Genomic DNA, 22,143 nt, shown 5'->3' on the forward strand with positions numbered 1-22,143 from the left:
TTATGAATTACGATTATTCGTAATTCTGAATTCTAATAGTAATACCTACCCTACTTTCTCCTCCACCGAAACAGGTATTATCCAATCGAATTTATCTTCTATTTTTTGAGTCTTGATACCATCAAGTGTGCTTTTCACATCTTGACTTACAGGATTATTATCAGACAAAGTAATCACTTTATCTTTATACCCTATCGCTTCTATCATAGCAATAGCAACTGCAGTTCCTGTACCAAATGCCTCTTCTAATTTCCCTTCTTTGTCATATGCAATTAACTCATCAATTGTAATCGGACGTTCTTCTACCTCAAACCCCTTATCCTTTAATAAAGAAATCACACTATCTCGAGTAATACCTTTAAGAATAGAACCATTTGTTGACGGTGTTATGAATTTACCGTTTATTTTGAAAAATATATTCATCGTACCCACTTCCTGAATATACTTATGCTCATTTGCATCTAACCATAATACCTGATCATATCCTTTTGCTTTTGCTTTTTCAGTTGGGAGAATTGCCGCTGCATAATTTCCAGCTGCTTTTGCTTCTCCTGTACCTCCATCTGCTGCTCTTATGTACTCAGTTTCCGCATACAATCGAATTTTTTTAGTAAAAAATGGTCCGGCAGGAGAACAGATCACAATAAATTTATAACTCGTAGCTGCACGCATACCTATAAAAGGTTCATCTGCATACATAAACGGTCTGAGATACAATGCGCTTCCATCTTGAGGAGGAATCCAACTATGTTCTACTCCTACTATTTGTTTTACTGCTTCTACGAATAGATCTACTGGAACAGAAGGCATCCCTAATCTAGCTGCGCTATGGTTAAAACGTTTTGCATTTTCTTCAGGTCTAAATAGTAATGGTGTATTCTCTTTTCCTACAGTTGCTTTCATTCCTTCAAAAATCGCTTGGCCATAATGAAGTGCCATTGCCGCAGGATGTGTTGGGATTAGTTCCATTGGTTCAATTCTAGGATTGTTCCAGGTTCCATTTTTATATTCACAGATAAACATATGATCTGTAAAAGTTGTTCCCAAAGGAATATTATCAAAATCTATATCCTTTAGTTTTGAGTTTGAGGTTCTCGTAATTTTGATTTGTTGTTCCATTTTTATTTATTTTGGGCGCATCATACCTTGAGGTAGATCGGGCTATTCGCTATATCTTTTTTACTTGTTCTCGATACATCCCGAAACAAGTTCGGGACACTCGAACTGACGTAAAAAAGGATGCCACTACTATCCCTTGCGCATTTATTATATTTCTCTATTTATGTCAAAAGCTTCAAGTTCATCTCCTACTTTACGTAAGAACGAACCTCCTAAAAATCCATCTACCACTCTATGATCAAATGACAACGATAAATACATCATACTTCTAATCGCAATTTCGTCTCCTTTCTCTGTAGTGATTACTTCTGGCCTTTTCTTAATAATTCCCAATGCTAGTATCGCCACTTCTGGTTGATTAATTATTGGAGTCCCCATTAAACTACCAAAAGTTCCTACATTAGAGATAGTAAATGTGCTCCCTCCTATTTCATCAGGTTTTAAAGCATTGTTTCTTGCGTTATTTGCTAAATGATTTACATTTTTAGCTAAACCTAATAAGTTTTTTTCATCAGCATTTCTAACTACAGGAACAATCAAGTTTCCGCTAGGTAATGCTGTTGCCATACCTACATTGATATCTTTATGAGCTATAATTTTCTTGCCATCTACAGAAACATTAATCATTGGGTACTCTTGAATTGCCTTGGCCACTGCTTCCACAAAAATTGGAGTAAACGTTAATTTCTCTCCATGTTTTTCTAAAAACTCCAACTTGACTTCATTTCTCCAATTCACCATATTAGTTACATCTACCTCTATATAACTTGTTACATGAGGTGATGTATGTTTAGAATACACCATATGATCTGCAATCATAGTCCTCATACGATCCATTTCTACGATACGATCTTTTCCTTCTACGTACGAAATTGGCGGTGGATTATATGACGGTTTCGGGGTAATAGGTTGAGGTTTACTAGGTAATGGATATTCTCTGTTTTTAAGATATAGCATTACATCACTCTTACGAATACGACCACCATCTCCGGTACCAGCAATACGCTGAACTTCTTCTATTGTCAAGTTTTCTTTTTGAGCTATACTGATAACTAGCGGAGAAAGAAAACCGTCATTGTCACCGGTATTTTGAATCTTAAACTCAGATTTACTCACTGTCTTCGGAACTGTCAAAACAGATGGCTTGGACTTTCTGAGCGAATTAGCATCAGAAGATTTGTTATTCTCTAATTCTGAGTTTTTATCTTCTAAGTTCTGATCCTGACTTGCACTAATGATTGCTATAATTCGCCCAACCTTAACAACATCATTAGGGTTATAAAGTAGCTCCGTAATTGTCCCGTTACAAGGAGAAGGTACTTCAGAATCTACCTTATCTGTAGCTACCTCAAGAATAGTTTCATCCTCTTCTACAGTATCACCTACATTCTTTAACCAATTAAGAATGGTTGCTTCGGATATACTTTCACCCATTTTGGGCATTTTTAATTCTACTCTTGACATTTTTTAATAATTATGAATTCAGAATTACGTTTAACTTTTATAATTATAATTCTACTGTTTTCAACGAACTAATGTTTGTTAGTTTTTAAATTAAAAATAAACTTTAGTTTATTTTTTTATCTAATTTACGCTTAGTCAACTCATTACTAACAGACTCCCAAAGGAACATCCTTTTTTGTAATGCTATCTTACTATACACCATTACCTCTTTCCATTTTATTATATCATCCCCGCACAATTGTGATACCATCTTAAGACTCAATGGGCCGTGATCATCTCCATCCAATTCTATATGTCTTTCTAAATAGTAAACAAATTTATCCAGAGATAAATTGCTGTTATTCCCTACCTTTTTAACGATATTCATAAAGAGATCTGGAATCAAATCTTCTCTCCCAAAAGTAAAGACCCCAGCAATAATATGAGGTTTTTGAGTTTCTATAACTTCAAAAGTAAAATTAACAAAATCTTTAATCGATTTAGCTACTTGTAATGTATTCATAGCATTTTCAACTGTTTCTCCAGACTTTATTAAGTTGACAAACTTGGTTATAGGAGTTATATCTGCCTGTATCTGTTGCATTGCTTCTAGATACATTTCATAATGGCTCATAGGATTTCCATCTTTATCTATATCGCTTTCTTCACCAAATACAATCTCATTCACAAATCTTCTTACGGTTAGGTTCTTAGAAGGAATCCATGGAATAGCTACTGTAGTAAGTTGTAATTGTAAGCTTTTTAATAATGACATAAAGTCCCATACTGCGAATACATGATATTCTGTGAATATTCGAATATCATCAATCGTATGAATTTCATCATATAAAGTACTCTTTAAAACACTTTGCCTAATTGGTTTTAATTCGTTTATGATATCTTCTATATTCATCATTTATTACTTATTTCTAAATTCTTCTAAAGTTTTATAAAACGTTTCTTGTGTTGGTCTATCTTTAGGAATGGCTCTTAATGGTTCTACCTCTATTAATGATTCAAAACAATCTGATGGTAACTGCTGATATAAAGAAGTTCCCTTTGTTTTCCAAGCAATCATTTCATCACTCACTTCTTTAATGACTTTAGCAGGATTCCCTACAATTAAGCTTCTTTTATCAAAAATAGATTTCGCCTTTATAAAAGACATTGCTCCTACAATACATTCATCACCAATTTCTGCATCATCCATAATTACCGTATTCATTCCAATTAAGCAATTACTACCTAAGTTAGCTCCGTGAATCACAGCTCCGTGGCCTACATGAGCGCTTTCTTTTAATCGTATTGATTTCCCCGGAAACATATGTACTGTACAATTCTCTTGAACATTCACCCCATCTTCAATAATAATCTCACCCCAATCTCCACGTATAGCGGCTCCTGGACCGATGTAACAATTCTTACCAATAATTACATTACCAGTTACAGCTGCTAACGGATGTACGAAACTACTTTCATGCACTACTGGTATATATCCCTTAAAGCTGTAAATCATTTTATAATCTATTTTATGGATTCCAGTTCGCACTGGAATGACAAAAGTTCTTTTACTTAAATCGTTTCAATGTTTCTTTGGTAAAATCAGATAATACCAATCGTCCGCTTATTACCGCTCTATCTGCTAACATTGTATCCCAATGTTCTGTTCCTTCCCAAAAAGCTTTCTTCATATCACGCATTGCTTCAGGATTGTAAGTACATAAATGTTCTGCAAATGATTTTACTTCTGCATCTAATGTTTCTGTATCTTCAAAAACCTTCGTGAATAATCCTTTATCCCTTGCCCATTCTGCATCATAAAATGAATTGGCATCAATAGCAATTTGCGTCATTGCCGACAATCCTATTTTACGTTCTACCGCTGGCCCAACTACAAAAGGTCCTATTCCAACATTTAGTTCACTTAACTTGATAGAAGCGTATTTTGTAGCCATGCAATAATCTGTAGCAGACGCAACTCCAACTCCTCCTCCAACAGTTTTACCTTGTACTCGTCCGATAATAAATTTTGGACATGTACGCATAGCATTAATCACATTTGCAAAACCAGAAAAAAACACTTTCCCTTTTTCTGCATCATTAATATTTATCAATTCCTTAAAACTTGCACCTGCACAAAAAGTTCTAGCTCCTCCACTTTTAAGTACTATTACCTTAATTTCATCATTGCTTCCTGCATCAGTAATTGTTTGGGCCAACTTGGCTAGAATATCTCCTGGTAATGAGTTATGTGCTGGATGGAAGAACTCTATAGTTCCTACTCCGTTTTCTGTTGTTATGTTTACGTACGGTTGTGTCAATTTAAACTCTAATTTTATTCAATTAATCTAATAATCCAAACTGTGAAAGGTGGTGATTCAAATGCTTTACATTCAATAATTCCCATTCAAACTTATTCATCTCTCCAAAAACTGCATTTTTTGTAATTGCATCTGGGTTTTCTTTGAAATAAGCTTCAAATTCATCCATCGCTTCTAGCAACTTTATTTGGGCTGTTGTCAAATCTTCATGAACCAACTCTTCTAATACTCCTTCTTTCATTAAAGGGTGTTTATGCCCCTTAGGCATTGGTTTATGATTATACACCATCTCTTGTACTTTTTCTAAATACTTTTCTGGTGTAGCAATCTCAAAATCCTGAATTTCTCCAGCACCAATCCTAATCGTTTTCTCTACGTGTTCTATCATATGCTGCGGAGTCATCATTCCCCACTTGGGCTTATCCTCTGCAGTTAACTTTGCTAAATATCCTTCAATATTTGATCGATTTACTTGTATAAATGGTGATTTCTTTTGTACCATTGTTAAAATTGTAGCGATAGCTGTTAATTCATCTTCTTGATCAAACACCTCTACAAACCATTTTACAATACCACTAGGTAATTCTTTACCACGATGGTCACGATCTATTTTTTGTTTACAGGTCAATCGTACGTAAACAGTGTCATTATGATAAATTGGACGTAAGAATCGACATTCTTCTAATCCATAATTAGCTGTTACTGGGCCTTTATTAGGATATACGAACAATCCTGCAGCCGCCGCAAGAATGAAATATCCATGAGCAGTACGTTTTTCGAAAATACTTCCTTCTAAAGAAGTAATATCTGTATGAGCATAAAAATGATCCCATGTCAGATTTCCAAAGTTTATAATATCTGTATCTGTTACTGTTCTCTTATGAGTTCTAAGAGAAATTCCTGGCTCAATGTCTTCCCAATAATATGCGAATGGATGTTTATCTGACTCTTTATATTTTGAATTTGCTTGATAAATTCCAGTAACTTCAGTTAAGGTTGTTGGTGTTCCTTGTATTGCACAACGCTGCATATAGTGCTTAATTCCTCGCATGCCTCCCATTTCTTCTCCTCCTCCAGCTCTTCCTGGCCCTCCATGTGTAAGCATTGGTAATGGCGAACCATGTCCTGTACTTTGTTTAGCATTTTCTCTATTACCAATCAAAATCCGTCCATGATGAGAAGCTGCCTCTACTACATATTCTTTAGCAATCTGATCGTCATATGTAAATATTGAGGATACTAAAGATCCTTTACCCATCTGAGATAAAGTAATTGCATCATCCAAACTCTCATAAGGCATAATGGTTGCTACCGGTCCAAAAGCTTCAATATTATGAACATTTGTATTTGTAAAAGGATTGTCTTCTCTCAATAACATTGGAGATACAAAAGCTCCTTTTTGAGCATCTGCTCCAACGGTCTCTATTTTATCTAAATTACCATATACAATTTGTGCTGTTTTGGCAATTTCTGAAACGTTGTTTCTAAAACTTTCTACTTGCTGTCTACTAGCCAACGATCCCATTCTAACTTCTTTTAGCCTTGGATCTCCAATACTTACTTTATCAAGTTGTTTACCCAACGCTATTTGCACATCTTCGACTACAGCTGCTGGCACTATAATTCTACGAATGGCTGTACATTTCTGACCAGACTTTACAGTCATTTCTTTTCGAACTTCTTTGATAAACAAATCAAATTCTGGTGTCCCCGGTACTGCATCCTTACCTAAAATTGAAGCATTTAATGAATCTGCTTCCATGGTAAACGGCACAGATTCTTCTATCAATCTTGGATGTGCTTTTAATATTCTTCCTGTATGTGCCGAACCTGTAAAAGTTACTACATCCTGAGACTCTACTGTATCTAGGATATTCTTTGTCATACCGCTTAATAACTGTAATGATCCTTCAGGAATAATACCTGAATCTATAATGACCCTTACTACTGCCTCTGTTAAGTATGCTGTTTGCGGAGCTGGCAATACTACTGCTGGCATTCCTGCCATCCAATTAACAGCACATTTTTCTAACATTCCCCAAATTGGGAAATTAAAGGCATTTATATGAACTGCTACTCCTCGTTTTGGAACTAATATATGGTGTGCCATAAATCTTCCTCCTCTCGACAAATCAATAGGATCTCCTTCTACATGATAGGATTGATTCGGAAATAATTTACGTAAGGATGCATTGGCAAAAAGATTTCCAAAACCTCCTTCTATATCAATCCAGCTATCTACACGTGTTGCTCCAGATCGGTAACTCAATTCATAGAACTGTTCTTTTCTTTTAGTTAGATATAGTGCTAATGTCTTCAGCATATTCCCTCTTTCTTGAAAAGTCATTTTTCTTAATACCTCTCCACCTTTCGTCCTACCATAGTGCAAAACTTCAGGAATATCCAATCCTTCGGTTGTTGCTAATCCAATAGAATCTCCTGTAACGGCATCGTGCATTACTAATCCATCTCCTGAACCGGTTGCCCATTTTCCATTTATATAGCTTTCTAGTGTTTTCATAAATTACAGATTCGTGTTTTCTATTACACAAGCATATCCTTGCCCCACACCTACACACATTGTGATCAAAGCATATCGTTTATTTTGTTGTTGTAATTCTAGTGCAGCTGAGTATGCAATTCTGGTTCCAGTTACTCCTAATGGATGTCCAATTGCAATGGATCCACCATTTGGATTAATTCTAGGATCGTTATCCTTTAACCCCCATTCTCTTATACATGCTAAGGCTTGAGAAGCAAATGCTTCATTTAATTCAATTACATCAATATCATCCATGGTGATGCCTGCTTTTTCTAACGCTTTATTAGAAGCCTGAACAGGCCCTATTCCCATTATTCTAGGTTCTACTCCCACAACTGCCGAACTTACAATTCTAGCTATTGTATTAAGTTTATATTTCTTAACAGCATCCTCAGAAGCTATTATTGTTGCCGCAGCCCCATCATTTAGTCCAGATGCATTACCTGCAGTTACGCTTCCTTCTTTTTTGAAAGCTGGACGTAATTTGCCTAATATTTCTTTAGTAGTAGTTGGTTTGATAAATTCATCATGAGAAAATTTAATCGGATCTTTTTTTCTTTGTGGAATCTCGACAGTAGTAATTTCTTTCGCAAGTCTTCCTGATTCCTGAGCTTTAGTAGCTTTCATCTGGCTCCAATATGCAAAAGCATCTTGATCCTCTCTAGATATTTTATATTTCTCTACCAAATTCTCTGCAGTAGTTCCCATTCCATCAGTTCCATATAACTCGTGCATTTTTTTATTTACAAAACGCCATCCAAAACTAGAATCATACATCTTGGAATCATTTCCGAAAGCTGAAGATGGTTTTGCAACTACATATGGGCCCCTCGTCATATTCTCTACTCCACCGGATATAAAAAGATCTCCATCTCCTGCTTTAATCGCACGATTAGCTTGCACAATTGCCGACAAACCAGAGCTACACAAACGATTAATTGTTTCGCCAGGAACAGTAAATGGCAAACCTGCTAATAACAAGGACATTCTTGCTATATTACGATTATCTTCTCCTGCTTGATTTGCGCATCCCATTATCACATCATCATAATCTTCTTTGGGAATATTTGGGTTTTTCTCTACTAATTCCCTGATCACTAAGGCTCCTAAATCATCTGTTCTTACAGTGGATAAAGTTCCTTTATAGCTTCCTATTGGAGTTCTTATTCCGTCTATTATATATGCTTCTTTCATCTTGGTATACGCGTATCTGATTTTAGTACTTTAATTCCTATTTTATTCTTTCAGTTTTGCCGTTACTACTGATTTTTCAATTATCGGCAGATATTTGGACGCTTCTTTTTCTAAAAAATAAGAAGATATCATAATTGTTTTATCTCCAGCAGGAAAGGCATGCATCATCATTATTATTCTATCTCCAGTTTCACTTATTTTAAGTAATTTTTCCATCAAAACTTTTTTACCTTGAAGTTCTATTTCTTCTAATTTTAAGGTTGTTATTCCGTCCTGAACTTTTGGTTTTTCTTCTGCTTGTTTTTTAAATGATTCATATGAATCTGAGGCCAACATTTTCATAATCCCAGCAGTCCTTTCCTCATTTTCCTTATTAATTGCATTATCCACTACGAAAACAGTTTCGTCGACTTCCATCTCGATATTATCATTAAACACTTCATTAAGTCCTGTTTCTAATTCTTCTGGGGTAAAACCAATTTTTTCCTTAGCTGTCTCTAATTTTATCGGTTCGGTGCCTGGAAGAGTTTCTGTTTTTGATTTGGTATCTTTTCCGCAGGAAATAATTGATAAAAATAGTATTGCTATTAAAAATACTCTCATCAGTTTATGCTTGTTAGTTTTATTACTAAATTTCTATTCCCAATCTTTATTGGTTCTATATACGACTCCTTTAAAAAGCGCCACCATTTGTCCTCCACGTTTTACTTCTACAATATTAAAACCAATTTTAGTTTTTACTATATCAGTCACTGCTTCTGCTGTTAAATAATCTCCTTCTTCTAATGCTTCGATATGATTAATCGAAGTTTCTATAGAAACGGCATACTTACCATGAGTATTTGCTGAAAAACCAAATGCTGTATCTGCCAGACTGTATGATATTCCGCCGTGAGCTTTACCCATACTATTCAGCATTTCTTTTCGGATTGTCATCCCTACTTTACATCTTCCTTTTTCTACCTCTAAAACCTCAATACCTAACCACTGACTAAAAGCGTCTTGACTAAGCATTTTTACAGGTATGTTTTTCGATTCAATCATATACTTAAATTAATTATCAATAACTGATATCGAATTAAAGAAATTACGATTTTCTCTTTCCATTGTTCTTAATAACGGACTACAGCGATACCGGTCTTCTCTATATTCATTGTAAAGCTTATCTAATTTATTAACGCACCAATCGATTCCTTTTTTATCTGCCCAAGACAGTAAACCCTCAGGGTAGTTAACACCTTTGGTCATTGCATTATCAATATCCTCTGCAGAAGCTATATTCCAGAATAAAGCATCGGCCGCTTCATTAATTAACATAACTAATACACGATTATAGATATATTGAGAGAGTTCTTCTTTAGATAACTTCTCAGCTCCATTTGCAATGACGGAGCTATCTATATTCTGAGAAATTATTTTACCTTGTTCATTGTACTTGTAATATCCTTTCCCTGATTTTCTTCCCAGATACCCTGCTTCTGACAACCTTTTTTGTGTAAATGATGGTTTGTATCTAGGATCGTAATAGAAGGCTTCAAAAACTGTTTCGGTTACTGTATAATTCACATCATTACCTATGAAATCCATCAGCTCAAAAGGCCCCATTTTAAACCCTCCCAATTCCTTTAGACTAGCATCGATTGTTGCTAAGTCAGCTAGTCCTTCTTCATATATACGAAGTGACTCTCCATAAAAAGGTCTGGCTACACGATTTACGATAAACCCAGGCGTATCTTTAGCAATTGCCACTATTTTTCCCCAATCTTTTATGATATCAACAGTTTTATTTTTTACTAAATCAGATGTTTGTATGGCTGGTATAACTTCTACCAACTTCATTAATGGAGCTGGATTAAAGAAGTGAATTCCGATACAACGTTCCGGTTTTTTTAAAGAAGATGCGATTGAAGCAATAGATAATGAGGATGTATTGGAAGCTATAATAGTATCTTCAGAAACATAGTTTTCTAATTCTGAAAATACTTTCTTCTTAATTTCTAAATTTTCAATGATCGCCTCAATAGTAAGATTGGTATCTCCTAGTTCTTGCAGTGTACTTACATAAGAGATATTGGTTTGAATTCGATTTTTTTCTATCTCATCTATTCTTCCTTTTTCAATCAAACGAGAAAGAATTTTTTCCAGAGATTTTTTACTCTTGTCAAGAGCTTCTTCCTTTGTATCAAAAACTTTTACTTTACAACCAGCAGTAGCTGCTACTTGTGCAATACCGCTTCCCATTGTCCCGGACCCTATTACGCCTACGATCATAACTAATTTTGAGTATTGAATGTCTAATACAGAATATCGAAGTTGTTGATTTCGACTAGCTAAAAAACATTTATTTATTTATTTTTACTTTGCGAAGTTCGAATGCTAGAAACAAAAATCTCAATAAGTTCATTATTATTTTTCATTCACAATCAAGCTCTACTTCATCATTGGATATTCTTCTATTCAATATCCTAGACTTTTTCTATTTTCCTTTAAAAACTGGTTTTCTTTTTTCTATAAAAGCTTTAACACCTTCTGCATAATCTTCGCTTTCTGCTGCTTCTATTTGCAAATCAGATTCTATTACCAATTGTTGATCTAGGTTATTCACCATGGATTGGTTTAGCAATCTTTTAGTCAACCCTAATGCTTTAGTTGGCATTTGAGCAACTCTAGAAGCAAGTTTCAGCACTTCTTCTTCGAACGTATCGATGGGAAATACTTTATATAACATTCCTAATTCTTCTGCTTGTTTTGCATTTATCTTGTCTCCTAACATCATCAATGCGGATGCTTTTTGAAAACCAATCAATCTTGGTAGAAAAAAAGTCCCTGCACTATCAGGAATCAATCCAATTTTACTAAATGCCTGAATAAATGATGCTGCTTCTGATGCTGCCACTATATCGCAAGCTAAGGCCAAATTGGCTCCTGCACCAGCAGCAACTCCATTAACTGCTGCTATAATCGGTTTTTCAATACTTCGTATTTTTTTTACAATTGGATTGTAATGTTCTTCCAATATTTTTCTGAAACCAGGATTCAATTCAGGGGAAGTAACTTCTTTTAGATCCTGGCCTGCACAAAATGCTTTACCGCTACCTGTAAGAACTATTGCCCTAACTTCATCATTAGTTTCACATAAGTCTAATGTATCTTGCAACCTTAATGCCATCTCTCGATTGAAACTATTAAAAGATTCAGGCCTGTTTAATGTGACTTTGGCAATTCCGTTTTGTATTTCTAATTCTATTGAGTTCACAAGTATATCTTTAATTAAAAAATTGAAATTTTTATTTTAAACATTTAAAATAATCAAACGGTTCTAGACAATCATCACATTGGAATAAGGCTTTACATGCTGTAGAACCAAATTGACTTATCATTTTGGTATTCGTAGACCCACATTGCGGACATTTTACTATTTTTTTATTTCCTAGTAACGCTTCTTTATCCGCATCTTCTTCTAAAGGTGCCGCTATTCCATATTCTTCAAGAGCTTTTCTACCTCTAGGGGTAATCCAATCTGTAGTCCAAGCTGGTGCTAGTACTAAGAATACTTTGGCATTAATATTTTCTTGTTTAAAAGCATTGACAATATCATCACCAATCACATCCATTGCAGGACATCCACTATATGTTGGTGTTATTGTAATCTTGACAATATCATTAACCATTTGAGCAGATCGTACAACTCCCATATCCATAATGGATAACACTGGGATTTCCGGATCACTAACTTTCTCAAGAATCGAGACTAATTTTGGGTCAATATGTTGTTCAATTTCTATTGTCATTTTGTTTTAAAAAATTGATTTCGAAATAACCCTTCAAAATGCTTCGGGTAGAATTATTTAAGTTTTTATTACCACTTCATATTAGGGTAGGTACGTTGCATGTATTGTAAATCCGAGAGCAGGTATCCCATATGTTCACTATGCACTCCTTCTTTTCCTCCTTTTCTAAACCACTTAAGTTCGGGAACTATTAAAGTAGCTTCTTCTAAAACTTCTATAACTATTTGGTAATACTTTTCCTTTAAGAGACTAACGTCCGCTCCAGCTCCTGACTCAATAATACTTTTATCCTCTTCTGTTAGCTGAAATAACTCGTCTGTAAATTTCCAAAGATCATTTACTGCTTCCTGAACTTTCTGGCGACTCACTTCTGTACCTCCACCTAATCTTTTTATCCAATCAGAAGAAAAGCGCTGATGATAGCTTACCTCTTTGATTGCTTTCTTTGCTATTGCTGAAAGCGTTATGTCTTTACTATTTTGTAGTTCCTGTAATAATAACAAATGGAATACATCGTAAAAAAACTGGCGTGTAATCACATATCCAAAATGATTGTTTGGTTGTTCCACTAAAAGAACATTTTTATACTGTCTTTCAGTTCGTAGAAAAGCTATATCATCTTCAGTAATATTTTCTCCAGTTAATTGAGCAGCATACTGATAATAACTACGTGTTTGTCCTAGTAGATCTAACGCCATATTAGTACAAGCAATATCAGTTTCTAAACTTGGACCATGACCACATAACTCAGAGAGACGCTGTCCTAATATCAAAGCATTATCAGCAATCCCGTATATATATTGTATTAAATTTTCTTTTTTCATTTTTGAAAGTTTACTTTTTTAAGCATTTAGCTACCTTCTACTCCGTTCAGGATGAATATGCTATCACTAATCACATGTGTTTTACCTCATCAGGTAAGGTATAAAAAGTAGGATGTCTATATACTTTATCTTGAGCAGGTTCAAATAATTCTCCATTGTTTTCTGGATTAGAAGCAGTGACATTTTTTGACTCTACCACCCATATACTAACTCCTTCGCTTCTGCGAGTATAAACGTCTCTTGCATTCTCTAAAGCCATTTCCGCATCAGCAGCACGTATGCTTCCGAAGTGGCGATGTTCTAGTCCATTTTTACTTCTAACGAAGACTTCCCAAAGTGGCCAGTTTTTTTTCATATCTAATATACCCCCATAATTAACTCTTTCCAGAAAGAGGAACTGAGGAACTTTTTTTTAAATTGCTTTCTTTATTTTATTCTTCTGTTGTTTATCTGCGTATGCCATTGCAGCATCACGAACCCATTCACCTTCGTTCCAGGCATCTACTCTTGCAGATAATCTTTCTTCATTACAAGGACCGTGACCTTTAACCACCTGCCAGAATTCATCCCAATCAATTTCGCCAAAATCATAATGTTTTGTTTCCTCATTCCATTTTAACTTAGAATCTGGAACAGTTAACCCAATAAGATCGGCTTGTGGAACCGTTTGGTCTATAAACTGTTGGCGAAGTTCATCATTAGTCTTACGCTTGAGTTTCCATTTCATTGATTGTTCGGTATGCACTGACTCTGCATCTGTAGGACCTAACATCATTAAAGATGGCCACCACCAACGGTTTAATGCATCTTGCGCCATTTCTTTTTGTTCAGGTGTACCCTTTGCCAATGTCATCATAATTTCATATCCCTGACGTTGATGAAAGCTTTCTTCTTTGCATACGCGAATCATTGCCCTTGCGTATGGTCCATATGAGGTACTACAAAGAGGAACCTGGTTAATGATCGCTGCACCATCTACTAACCAACCAATTGCTCCTATATCAGCCCACGTTAATGTTGGATAATTAAAAATACTAGAATATTTCGCTTTCCCTGTATGTAATTGTTCATAAAGTTCTTCTCTAGAAATACCTAAAGTCTCACATGCGCTGTATAGATACAATCCGTGTCCAGCTTCATCCTGAACCTTAGCTAATAAAGCCACTTTACGTCTTAATGAAGGCGCTCTGGATATCCAGTTCCCTTCTGGTAGCATACCTACTATTTCAGAATGTGCATGCTGCGATATCTGCCTGATGTGGGTCTTTCGATACTTCTCAGGCATCCAATCTTTTGGTTCGATTTTTTCGTCTCTGGCGATTCTCTGCTCAAAGATTTCTTCAAGGTTTTTTATTTCTTTTTCACTCATAACAACTATACCTTACATTTCCTAACTATCTTAAAAAGCATTCAGTCATCAAGGGTTTTATTACGTTAAACTAGACATCGAAATCAACAACTACTTTTTCTGTAGTTGGTACTGCCTGACAAGACAATATTAATCCTTTCGCCACTTCATCTTCTTCCAGCGCATAATTTATTTTCATCTCTACTTCTCCTTCTACCAATCTACATTTACAGGTACTACAAACACCGCCTTTACAGGCAAAAGGAAGATCGGCTCCCGCAGCCAATGCGCCATCTAAGATATTGTCATATTCATCATCCATCCCGAAATGAAATTCTTTACCACCATCAATGATAGTAACTTCAGTTCCATCAAACTTATGCTCTACAGCTGTGGCGGCTCTTTTCTTATCTTCTTCAGTAACTCCAGAGAAGAACAGCTCATAATGAATTTTATCCTTTGACAATCCAGCTTCAACTAACTCATCTCTTATTAAAAATATCATTTCTTCTGGGCCACAGATAAAACATTCGTCAATATCAGAAGCATCAATAATTTTATCGGTAAGCTCTTTTAACTTTTCCGAAGTAAACCTTCCATTAAGTAACGGAATATCACGATGCTCTTTAGTTAAAAAATAAAATATTTCGAATCTTCCAAAATATGTATTTCTTAAGGCCTCAATCTCTTCTTTAAAGATAATAGATTTAACGGTGCGATTCAAGTAAAACAGCTTGAATGTGCTATTAGGCTCTAATGCCAGATGTGTTTTGATTATTGAAAGAATTGGAGTAATCCCGCTTCCCGCTGCAAAGACAATATAATTCTTAGGCTTAGTCGCATCTACTTCAGTAAAAAAACTACCTTTAGGTGACAAAACTTCTAGTTCATCTCCCGCTTTTAATACATTACAAGCATAATTAGAGAACAATCCTCCATCTATTCTTTTTACAGCCACTTTCCATTGGTCATCGATCGGGCTAGAACACAGGGAGTAGTTTCGTCTTACTTCTTCTCCCTCTAATATTGTTTTTAATGTTAAATACTGACCTTGTTTATATGAAAACTTTTCTTTTAAACTTTGGGGCACATCAAAGGTTATTGAAGTACAATCCTTAGTTTCTTTAAGTATTTCAGCTATTTTTATGGTATGAAAATCACTCATGGAATGTTATACTATATCGTTATAGTTCAACAAAACTAACGATTGTTAGTTTGATACGCAATTAATTAATTGTTAATTTTAAACCACTCCTTGTAGCAGCACAGAGATCATATCCTTTTTAAGGATGTTCGCATCAATGTTTTTTTGTTTCGGATACCATAAATAAAGTGTTCTGAGGGTAGATAAAGTAGAAAACACTATAATCTCTACATTATTGGATTTGATCTCATTCATTTCTACTCCCTTTTTAACGATCTGTCTAAAATTATCTTCATAATCCTGACGCATTTTCTCAAAATACAAAAGATTATCTTCTTCTAAATGCATCCAATCATTATTAAGTGAAGCTAAACCATCTGCATTTCGCAAAGTAACATCTATATGCAAACCTATTATATTCTCTAATTTTTGAATTGAACTTCTATGCGAATTTACTATTAGGTTCATTCCCTGCGTAAATTCTTCCGCGAGCTCTATAATTATCGTTGATAAAATCTCTTGTTTAGATTGAATATGATTATATAAGCTTGCCGCTTTTATTCCCATTGCCGTGGCCAAATCTCTCATCGTAACTGCGCTATACCCTTTTTCCTTAAAAAGAATCGCCGCAGCATTTACTATTTCTTGCTTTCTACTCTCTTGTTTCATAGGTAAATGGGGTTATGCTTTTGATAAAAAAAATTTCTAATTAATCTATTACAACTAAGATTAAAGACTAAAATATAATAAATTTGTTATATTATGTATAATATACATCGCTTTGATGTTTCACACAAAATCCAAATCATTATGAAATACTTAGGTTTACTTTTAATTTCCCTTACTTTATTTAGTAATTGCAATAGCACAAATACAGCTACTTCTAAAAACACTGAAGCCAAAAATCAATCAGAACCGGAAGGTACATATTTAGTTACTTCGCTTTACGGGAAAGATGTTTCTGAACATAAGCTGACTTTAGTTATTAGTTCCGAAAGTAAAACAATATCAGGGTTTTCTGGATGTAATACTTATTCTTGCAGCTACAGTTCAGAAGGAAAAACTTTTTCTGCTGGTTTCCCTATGGCTTCAAAAAGATATTGCGAAAAAACTGCAGAAATAGAAAAGGATTTTTTTAAAGCCTTATCTGAATTAAAAATCAAAAACTTAAAAGAATCTACTTTGGCTTTCAAAAATGAAAATGAAAATGAAATTATTGTAGCAAAAAAATCAGAATAAGGACTGTCTAGTCCTAAATAATCGATACAGATTATTAAAGGATTAAATTTATAATTTAAAGCTTAAGGATGCTAGCATTCTTAAGCTTTTTTGTATTGTACTGTTTTCTTTTTAGTACAGATTGATTATGCATTTTGATAGGAGTTAGCATAGCATTTGATAAATGAGGTCTAATTTGGTTATAAATTTCGACTGCATTTTTCACCATTTTTTGTTTCATTTCAAGATTACTATTATGTTTTGCAATATCAAATTCCTGTTTTAATATTCCATTGATGCGTTCTGCGATGGCGTTTTCATATGGGTCATACTTTTCAGTCATACTGGCTTTTATATTATTTAGTTTCAGTAAAACTTGATACTCGTTAGAACAATATTGCAAGCCCCTATCGGAGTGATGTATTAAAGACTTTGCTTGGTGTTTTCTGTTTTTTAATGCCATACTTAGAGCTTGCAAAGAACCTTCCATATTTAAACTATTAGATACATTATATCCCATTATTTTTTTTGGAATAAGCATCAGTAATTAAAGCTAAATAGGATGGATTTGCTCTATTTCCTATGTAAGTAATATCACTTACCCATACTTGTTCGGGTCTAACAATCTCTAGATCACTGACTATATTTTTATGTTTTCTAAACCTATGATGTGAGTCTGTGGTAATATGATAGCTTCTTTTGGGTTTTATGAGCATATGATTAGCTTTGAGTATTCTAAAAAGTTTATCTCTACCAACTTTTAAAACTATTAGTTTTTGCTCAAGTAGATGATATAGTTTTCTAGTGCCTAATTTAGGCATCAGGTTTCTAATAGAGCGTACTAGGTCAATAACTTGCTGAGCGATTAATTGTTTATGCTAATTTGATTTAATAGATCTGTAATAAACCTGTCTATTTACCCCGAGTAAATCACAGGTAGAAACTAAGGTTTCTTTGTGTTGTTCTTTGAAGTAATCGATAACTCGGGTTTGTAATTTTTTCTTATCTGAATGTCATATTCCTTCTCTGCCATATCAACAAGCATATCAAAGATAATTACTTTCTTATCTGCACGCTCCGCTAGGTGTTCTGCTCTAGCTTTCTGCTTTTCTAAAAGTTTAACTTTTGCCTCAAGTTCTAAAATTTTTTTTTCAGGAGTTTTTGACATTGTTTTAGGAGCTTGGTTTTCCCAATCAAAGGTACCATATTTTTGTAACCATTTTGTGACTGTAGAATCGCCTTGAATACCATATCTTAACTTTGCTTGAGATTTTGATAACAAACCTAACTCAACTTCTTCGACTAATTGAAGTTTAAAAGAGAGCGAGTAGTCTCTTTGTGTCCGCTTGACAGAACCTGTCGTTACTGATTTTTGCATTTCACTAAGATTTTAGTGTATCGATATTTCAGGACGGGACAGACACATAATAAAAAAGGTTTTGCGAAAGTATTCACAAAACCTTTTTTATTATTAGCGAAGTGATCTTTATTTATTGATCACTAGCTTCTTTGTAATTTTCACATTAGTTGATGTATCTGTAATAGAAATAAAATAGACCCCACTTACATTTCCAGACATATCCAATAAAACATTTCTATCAATCATCTCACCATTATCTATCTGTTGACCCGTTATATTGAACAGACTATAGGTTAATCTACTTTCTGAATTATTCGAAACACTGAATACCCCATTAGAAGGGTTAGGGTAAAGTATTATATTTTTATTTAACTCATTCTCATCTACACTCAATGTAATTTCTTCTGCCAAAGAGTTTAAAGTCGTTGCTCCAGTGTTAATCGGGTCTAACCAATTAGAAAGTCTTGTTGCATTAGTAGTTCCAAAATCCCAAGAGACATCAAATCTACCATATACATCAAATTGATTATTATCATTAGTAAATGTACAAGCAGCAGCTCCACCAGCCAACTGTCCTATAATTCTACCATTAGGGTCAAACAGTGCTGATCCTGATGATCCTCGTTCCGTTACACCAAGATCCCAATCAGCAACATTCCACATTTCAGTAGTAGCATTACCATTAAAACTAATAATTCTTTCAGTTGGGGACTGATTTTCCCTACAAACCTTCATAATATCTCCTGAAGGATGATGAATTCCTACTGCAAAACTTGGCGCTGTTCCTGTTCTATCCCATCCAGCCCAATACAAGTCCCAACTATTAGGAAGACTTGAATCTATATTAACTAATAATACATCCGACTCAGTATTATTTGCCAAAACCGTAGAACCACTGGTTGTTTGATCAAAAGTCCCGTTTGTACTAGCCGTTGTAGTCGCACAAGATGGATTAGGACTTACCCAATTAAATCGAAAAGCCCAAATCCCAGTGTTTGAGGTATTACCATTTTCATCTTGATAACAGTGATTCGCCGTTAAAAAATAAGGAGCTCCGTCATTGCTTGTGTTATTTATCAAAGTACCTGTACAAAAGCCTGAACTACCAACAACCATTAATCCTACAGCTCTTTTCAAGTTATCTTTCATATCATCAAAATCAGCTCCTACTGAACAATCTACATCCTGATTACAATCGCCAGAATCGTTCAAAGCTTTTTGTTGAACATTAAAATCAGTAACTGAACGATATCCATGGACAATTTTAGATATTTGCAATTTTTCTTTTCCCTTTGAGGATGCAGGCACAAAATATTCAACAGTTATATCTTCACCCTCTACCATCCAAGTTCCTAACATTTCATCATCTCTATTAAAAGTGCTTGTATATGCTCCTAAAAGATCAGATTTATCAATATTATATAAATATAAAGATGCACCTTCAGGCAATCTAAATTTCTCAAAGACAAAGTTCATCGTACGAGCTTTCTTAGACTTAAATCGAATTCTCCAGATCCAATCGCCGTTTGATAATTGACTCCACTTACCTGAATTATTTATATCATAATTCACATCAAATTCATAACCAAAACGATATACTTTTGACTTATCCTGATCATTTATAACATCTTCTTTTTGAATTTTCATTAAGTCAAAATCAGGCATTTCGATAGCCACTAGAGATTTTTTTTCAATACTTAAGAACTCAGTATCCCAACTTTTAGGCTTTCCTTCATTTGTAACTTGTGCACTAGCAATTATACAAAAAAGTAATGCTACGCTACATAAAATAATTTTTTTCATAATATTTGTGTGATGTATTAAGTTAGTCTATCTTTTTCTAATTATATATTTTCAGAAACGGTAAAAAATCACATAATCCTCTTATAATAATAACAGCATAGGTTGTTAAAACCCTACTCCGTCTAAACAAAATTAGTTAATTAATTCTAATATTAGCGGTAAAACCAGTACTTTTCCACAACAAAAACTCTGCTTAAAATCTGATTTATAGATGTCATCACAAATAGAATTCAACCCATTACTTGACAGATTACCCCCTCATCTTAAACAATTTATCAAACCTCAAAACTACGATGAGTATACTCCTACTGATCAAGCTGTATGGAGATATGTGATGCGTAAAAACATTGCTTCTTTAAGCAAAGTTGCGCATAATTCTTATTTAAAGGGGTTGGAAAAGACGGGTATTTCTATAGATGAAATCCCTAGTATGTATGGAATGAATCGAATTCTGAAAGAAATTGGCTGGGCGGCAGTTGCTGTAGATGGATTTATTCCTCCAAATGCTTTCATGGAGTTTCAAGCCTATAACATTCTAGTAATTGCATCCGATATTAGGCAGTTAGAAAATATAGAATATACACCCGCTCCCGATATTATTCATGAAGCTGCTGGGCACGCTCCGATAATTGCTAATCCAGATTATGCGGAATATTTACGCCGTTTTGGAAAAATTGGATGCAAAGCAATTTCATCTAAGAGAGATTATGATATATATGATGCTGTTCGTACGCTTTCCATATTAAAAGAATCACCGAATGCTAACCTTGCTGAAATTCAAGGTGCAGAAAATCGAGTCACCGAGTTGCAAAATAAAAAGTCAGAACCTTCAGAAATGGCTTTGATTCGTAATCTACATTGGTGGACTGTAGAGTATGGTCTTATCGGAAGTTTAGATGATCCGAAAATTTACGGTGCAGGACTACTTTCGTCTATTGGAGAAAGTGAATGGTGCATGACAGATAATGTAAAAAAACTTCCTTATACTCCAGATGCTGCTTTTCAGGATTTTGATATCACAAAACCTCAACCACAATTATTTGTAACTCCTGATTTTGCATACTTATGTCAGGTTCTGGAAGAATTTGCTGATACTATGGCATTACGAAAAGGAGGACATCGCGGACTTGCTAAACTTATTGAATCTCAAAGTCTGGGAACCATAGAGCTTAGTACTGGTTTACAAATCTCTGGAGTTTTCACTAGAATGATCAAGAATGAAGATAATGAGGTTATCTATTTTGAGACAGAAGGTCCTACCGCGCTTTCTCATCGAGAAAAAGAATTGATTGGTCAGGGAATTGATGCACACCCTAACGGATTCAGATCTCCTCTTGGTAAATTAAAAGGAATCAATCTGGCAATAGAAAATATGTCTCCAAGAGATCTGAAAGCATATAATTTTTATGATGGCGAATATATAGAATTCGAGTTCGAAAGCGGAATCACAGTTGCGGGAATAAATATCACAGGAATTAGAAACATCAAAGGAGAGCTTATTCTTATCCAATTTAAGGAATGCACTATTAAGTATAAAGATGAATACTTATTTAAACCTGAATGGGGTACATTCGATTTTGCAGTAGGAAAAGAAATTGTATCAGCTTTCTCAGGGCCAGCAGATGATTACTCCTTCGATATGGTTACACATAACCCAGACATGAACACTATCAAGAGAAGTTACACTAAGCAAGAAGAAGAATTGCACGCTTTATATCAAGCAGTTAAAAACGTAAGAAATGGAGATAATACAAAATTTTCTCTGGAAGCTGTTTTTGCTATCATAAAAAAAGATCATCCCGAAGATTGGCTATTATCGATTGAAATTTATGAACTGGTATATGATAGAGACTCTAATTTTGCTCACCATATTCTTAAACATCTAGAAGACGTTAAAACTAAAAAACCTAAGATAAAGCATCTAATTAATAGTGGCATTGAAATTATCACACAAGAAACTTTGATAGGCTAAAGATGAAATAAGGCTAGTTATTATTTTTTGCCAAACTGAGGTTTTCGAGTTTAACTATAACTCT

General features: G+C 34.5%; 23 protein-coding genes. 2 read left to right on the forward strand and 21 right to left on the reverse strand.

All coding sequences use genetic code 11. The annotated features are described in order from the left end of the window. Positions 1–45 precede the first annotated feature (45 nt). The 17 genes from Q0921_RS20195 to Q0921_RS20275 form a co-directional block, all read right to left on the reverse strand. On the reverse strand, positions 46–1,119 hold the full coding sequence (locus tag Q0921_RS20195; protein WP_299260105.1) for a branched-chain amino acid aminotransferase: 1,074 nt from the start codon (positions 1,117–1,119) through the stop codon (positions 46–48). A 147-nt stretch (positions 1,120–1,266) separates the two neighbouring features. After that, positions 1,267–2,583: a dihydrolipoamide acetyltransferase family protein gene (locus Q0921_RS20200; RefSeq protein ID WP_299260106.1), complete on the reverse strand. Its 1,317-nt coding sequence runs from the start codon at positions 2,581–2,583 to the stop codon at positions 1,267–1,269. Positions 2,584–2,686: 103 nt separating this feature from the next. Then, positions 2,687–3,478 carry a DUF3050 domain-containing protein gene (locus Q0921_RS20205; RefSeq protein ID WP_299260108.1) on the reverse strand — a complete coding sequence of 264 codons (792 nt, stop codon included), beginning with the start codon at positions 3,476–3,478 and terminating at the stop codon, positions 2,687–2,689. Positions 3,479–3,481: 3 nt separating this feature from the next. Beyond that, positions 3,482–4,078, reverse strand: a complete 597-nt coding sequence (locus Q0921_RS20210) for a transferase hexapeptide repeat family protein (RefSeq protein WP_299260110.1) — start codon at positions 4,076–4,078, stop codon at positions 3,482–3,484. Between the two features lie 52 nt (positions 4,079–4,130). After that, positions 4,131–4,883 (reverse strand): enoyl-CoA hydratase/isomerase family protein, encoded by a 753-nt coding sequence (locus Q0921_RS20215; RefSeq protein WP_299260112.1) that lies wholly within the window; start codon positions 4,881–4,883, stop codon positions 4,131–4,133. A 22-nt stretch (positions 4,884–4,905) separates the two neighbouring features. Then, positions 4,906–7,404, reverse strand: coding sequence for a phenylacetic acid degradation bifunctional protein PaaZ (paaZ, locus tag Q0921_RS20220; RefSeq protein WP_299260114.1), 2,499 nt, complete (start codon positions 7,402–7,404; stop codon positions 4,906–4,908). Between the two features lie 3 nt (positions 7,405–7,407). Continuing rightward, positions 7,408–8,619: a 3-oxoadipyl-CoA thiolase gene (locus Q0921_RS20225; RefSeq protein WP_299260116.1), complete on the reverse strand. Its 1,212-nt coding sequence runs from the start codon at positions 8,617–8,619 to the stop codon at positions 7,408–7,410. Positions 8,620–8,661: 42 nt separating this feature from the next. After that, positions 8,662–9,222, reverse strand: a complete 561-nt coding sequence (locus tag Q0921_RS20230; RefSeq protein ID WP_299260118.1) for a hypothetical protein — start codon at positions 9,220–9,222, stop codon at positions 8,662–8,664. 33 nt (positions 9,223–9,255) lie between these two features. After that, the gene (locus Q0921_RS20235) at positions 9,256–9,663 is read right to left on the reverse strand and encodes a hotdog fold thioesterase (RefSeq protein WP_299260120.1); all 408 of its coding nucleotides are present in this window, start codon (positions 9,661–9,663) and stop codon (positions 9,256–9,258) included. Positions 9,664–9,672: 9 nt separating this feature from the next. After that, positions 9,673–10,890, reverse strand: a complete 1,218-nt coding sequence (locus tag Q0921_RS20240; RefSeq protein WP_299260122.1) for a 3-hydroxyacyl-CoA dehydrogenase NAD-binding domain-containing protein — start codon at positions 10,888–10,890, stop codon at positions 9,673–9,675. Between the two features lie 205 nt (positions 10,891–11,095). Next, positions 11,096–11,881: an enoyl-CoA hydratase-related protein gene (locus Q0921_RS20245; RefSeq protein ID WP_299260595.1), complete on the reverse strand. Its 786-nt coding sequence runs from the start codon at positions 11,879–11,881 to the stop codon at positions 11,096–11,098. Between the two features lie 25 nt (positions 11,882–11,906). Beyond that, positions 11,907–12,410: a 1,2-phenylacetyl-CoA epoxidase subunit PaaD gene (gene paaD / locus Q0921_RS20250; protein ID WP_299260124.1), complete on the reverse strand. Its 504-nt coding sequence runs from the start codon at positions 12,408–12,410 to the stop codon at positions 11,907–11,909. 68 nt (positions 12,411–12,478) lie between these two features. Beyond that, positions 12,479–13,234, reverse strand: a complete 756-nt coding sequence (paaC, locus tag Q0921_RS20255) for a 1,2-phenylacetyl-CoA epoxidase subunit PaaC (protein ID WP_299260126.1) — start codon at positions 13,232–13,234, stop codon at positions 12,479–12,481. A 70-nt stretch (positions 13,235–13,304) separates the two neighbouring features. Then, on the reverse strand, positions 13,305–13,589 hold the full coding sequence (gene paaB, locus Q0921_RS20260; RefSeq protein ID WP_118460450.1) for a 1,2-phenylacetyl-CoA epoxidase subunit PaaB: 285 nt from the start codon (positions 13,587–13,589) through the stop codon (positions 13,305–13,307). 57 nt (positions 13,590–13,646) lie between these two features. Beyond that, positions 13,647–14,603 (reverse strand): 1,2-phenylacetyl-CoA epoxidase subunit PaaA, encoded by a 957-nt coding sequence (gene paaA / locus Q0921_RS20265; RefSeq protein WP_299260129.1) that lies wholly within the window; start codon positions 14,601–14,603, stop codon positions 13,647–13,649. 70 nt (positions 14,604–14,673) lie between these two features. Continuing rightward, entirely contained in the window at positions 14,674–15,747 is a 1,074-nt protein-coding gene (locus Q0921_RS20270; RefSeq protein WP_299260131.1) for a 2Fe-2S iron-sulfur cluster-binding protein, read from the reverse strand. Positions 15,748–15,825: 78 nt separating this feature from the next. After that, on the reverse strand, positions 15,826–16,395 hold the full coding sequence (locus Q0921_RS20275; RefSeq protein WP_299260133.1) for a TetR/AcrR family transcriptional regulator: 570 nt from the start codon (positions 16,393–16,395) through the stop codon (positions 15,826–15,828). Positions 16,396–16,536: 141 nt separating this feature from the next. Between Q0921_RS20275 and Q0921_RS20280 the strand changes: the two genes are divergently transcribed. Continuing rightward, positions 16,537–16,965 (forward strand): META domain-containing protein, encoded by a 429-nt coding sequence (locus tag Q0921_RS20280; RefSeq protein ID WP_299260135.1) that lies wholly within the window; start codon positions 16,537–16,539, stop codon positions 16,963–16,965. Between the two features lie 55 nt (positions 16,966–17,020). On the opposite strand, the gene Q0921_RS20285 is transcribed toward Q0921_RS20280, so the two are convergent. The 4 genes from Q0921_RS20285 to Q0921_RS20300 all read right to left on the reverse strand — a co-directional run bounded on the left by Q0921_RS20285 (position 17,021) and on the right by Q0921_RS20300 (position 20,107). Further along, the gene (locus Q0921_RS20285) at positions 17,021–17,464 is read right to left on the reverse strand and encodes an integrase core domain-containing protein (RefSeq protein WP_299260137.1); all 444 of its coding nucleotides are present in this window, start codon (positions 17,462–17,464) and stop codon (positions 17,021–17,023) included. Further along, positions 17,454–17,765 carry a hypothetical protein gene (locus Q0921_RS20290; RefSeq protein WP_299260139.1) on the reverse strand — a complete coding sequence of 104 codons (312 nt, stop codon included), beginning with the start codon at positions 17,763–17,765 and terminating at the stop codon, positions 17,454–17,456. Before Q0921_RS20290 ends, Q0921_RS20285 begins: the two co-directional genes overlap by 11 nt. A gap of 122 nt (positions 17,766–17,887) precedes the next feature. Next, entirely contained in the window at positions 17,888–18,322 is a 435-nt protein-coding gene (locus tag Q0921_RS20295) for a hypothetical protein (protein ID WP_299260141.1), read from the reverse strand. A gap of 108 nt (positions 18,323–18,430) precedes the next feature. After that, on the reverse strand, positions 18,431–20,107 hold the full coding sequence (locus Q0921_RS20300; RefSeq protein WP_299260143.1) for a T9SS type A sorting domain-containing protein: 1,677 nt from the start codon (positions 20,105–20,107) through the stop codon (positions 18,431–18,433). A 211-nt stretch (positions 20,108–20,318) separates the two neighbouring features. Between Q0921_RS20300 and Q0921_RS20305 the strand changes: the two genes are divergently transcribed. Continuing rightward, a complete protein-coding gene (locus Q0921_RS20305) occupies positions 20,319–22,079 on the forward strand; it encodes an aromatic amino acid hydroxylase (RefSeq protein ID WP_299260145.1) in 1,761 nt (586 codons plus the stop codon). The last annotated feature ends 64 nt before the right edge of the window (positions 22,080–22,143 follow it).

Source organism: uncultured Aquimarina sp. (assembly GCF_947496855.1).
In the GTDB taxonomy this organism is placed as follows: domain Bacteria; phylum Bacteroidota; class Bacteroidia; order Flavobacteriales; family Flavobacteriaceae; genus Aquimarina.

What these genes read in the sequence shown, in the direction of transcription:
- Q0921_RS20270 (WP_299260131.1), bottom strand. Translation starts at nt 15,747, where the DNA reads ATGAGTGATTTTCATACCATAAAAATAGCTGAAATACTTAAAGAAACT.
- Q0921_RS20205 (WP_299260108.1), bottom strand. Translation starts at nt 3,478, where the DNA reads ATGATGAATATAGAAGATATCATAAACGAATTAAAACCAATTAGGCAA.
- Q0921_RS20210 (WP_299260110.1), bottom strand. Translation starts at nt 4,078, where the DNA reads ATGATTTACAGCTTTAAGGGATATATACCAGTAGTGCATGAAAGTAGT.
- paaZ (WP_299260114.1), bottom strand. Translation starts at nt 7,404, where the DNA reads ATGAAAACACTAGAAAGCTATATAAATGGAAAATGGGCAACCGGTTCA.
- Q0921_RS20225 (WP_299260116.1), bottom strand. Translation starts at nt 8,619, where the DNA reads ATGAAAGAAGCATATATAATAGACGGAATAAGAACTCCAATAGGAAGC.
- Q0921_RS20300 (WP_299260143.1), bottom strand. Translation starts at nt 20,107, where the DNA reads ATGAAAAAAATTATTTTATGTAGCGTAGCATTACTTTTTTGTATAATT.
- paaA (WP_299260129.1), bottom strand. Translation starts at nt 14,603, where the DNA reads ATGAGTGAAAAAGAAATAAAAAACCTTGAAGAAATCTTTGAGCAGAGA.
- Q0921_RS20235 (WP_299260120.1), bottom strand. Translation starts at nt 9,663, where the DNA reads ATGATTGAATCGAAAAACATACCTGTAAAAATGCTTAGTCAAGACGCT.
- Q0921_RS20200 (WP_299260106.1), bottom strand. Translation starts at nt 2,583, where the DNA reads ATGTCAAGAGTAGAATTAAAAATGCCCAAAATGGGTGAAAGTATATCC.
- Q0921_RS20305 (WP_299260145.1), top strand. Translation starts at nt 20,319, where the DNA reads ATGTCATCACAAATAGAATTCAACCCATTACTTGACAGATTACCCCCT.
- Q0921_RS20295 (WP_299260141.1), bottom strand. Translation starts at nt 18,322, where the DNA reads ATGCAAAAATCAGTAACGACAGGTTCTGTCAAGCGGACACAAAGAGAC.
- Q0921_RS20240 (WP_299260122.1), bottom strand. Translation starts at nt 10,890, where the DNA reads ATGATCGTAGGCGTAATAGGGTCCGGGACAATGGGAAGCGGTATTGCA.
- Q0921_RS20195 (WP_299260105.1), bottom strand. Translation starts at nt 1,119, where the DNA reads ATGGAACAACAAATCAAAATTACGAGAACCTCAAACTCAAAACTAAAG.
- Q0921_RS20285 (WP_299260137.1), bottom strand. Translation starts at nt 17,464, where the DNA reads ATGGGATATAATGTATCTAATAGTTTAAATATGGAAGGTTCTTTGCAA.
- paaC (WP_299260126.1), bottom strand. Translation starts at nt 13,234, where the DNA reads ATGAAAAAAGAAAATTTAATACAATATATATACGGGATTGCTGATAAT.
- Q0921_RS20290 (WP_299260139.1), bottom strand. Translation starts at nt 17,765, where the DNA reads ATGCCTAAATTAGGCACTAGAAAACTATATCATCTACTTGAGCAAAAA.
- Q0921_RS20280 (WP_299260135.1), top strand. Translation starts at nt 16,537, where the DNA reads ATGAAATACTTAGGTTTACTTTTAATTTCCCTTACTTTATTTAGTAAT.
- paaD (WP_299260124.1), bottom strand. Translation starts at nt 12,410, where the DNA reads ATGACAATAGAAATTGAACAACATATTGACCCAAAATTAGTCTCGATT.
- Q0921_RS20230 (WP_299260118.1), bottom strand. Translation starts at nt 9,222, where the DNA reads ATGAGAGTATTTTTAATAGCAATACTATTTTTATCAATTATTTCCTGC.
- paaB (WP_118460450.1), bottom strand. Translation starts at nt 13,589, where the DNA reads ATGAAAAAAAACTGGCCACTTTGGGAAGTCTTCGTTAGAAGTAAAAAT.
- Q0921_RS20275 (WP_299260133.1), bottom strand. Translation starts at nt 16,395, where the DNA reads ATGAAACAAGAGAGTAGAAAGCAAGAAATAGTAAATGCTGCGGCGATT.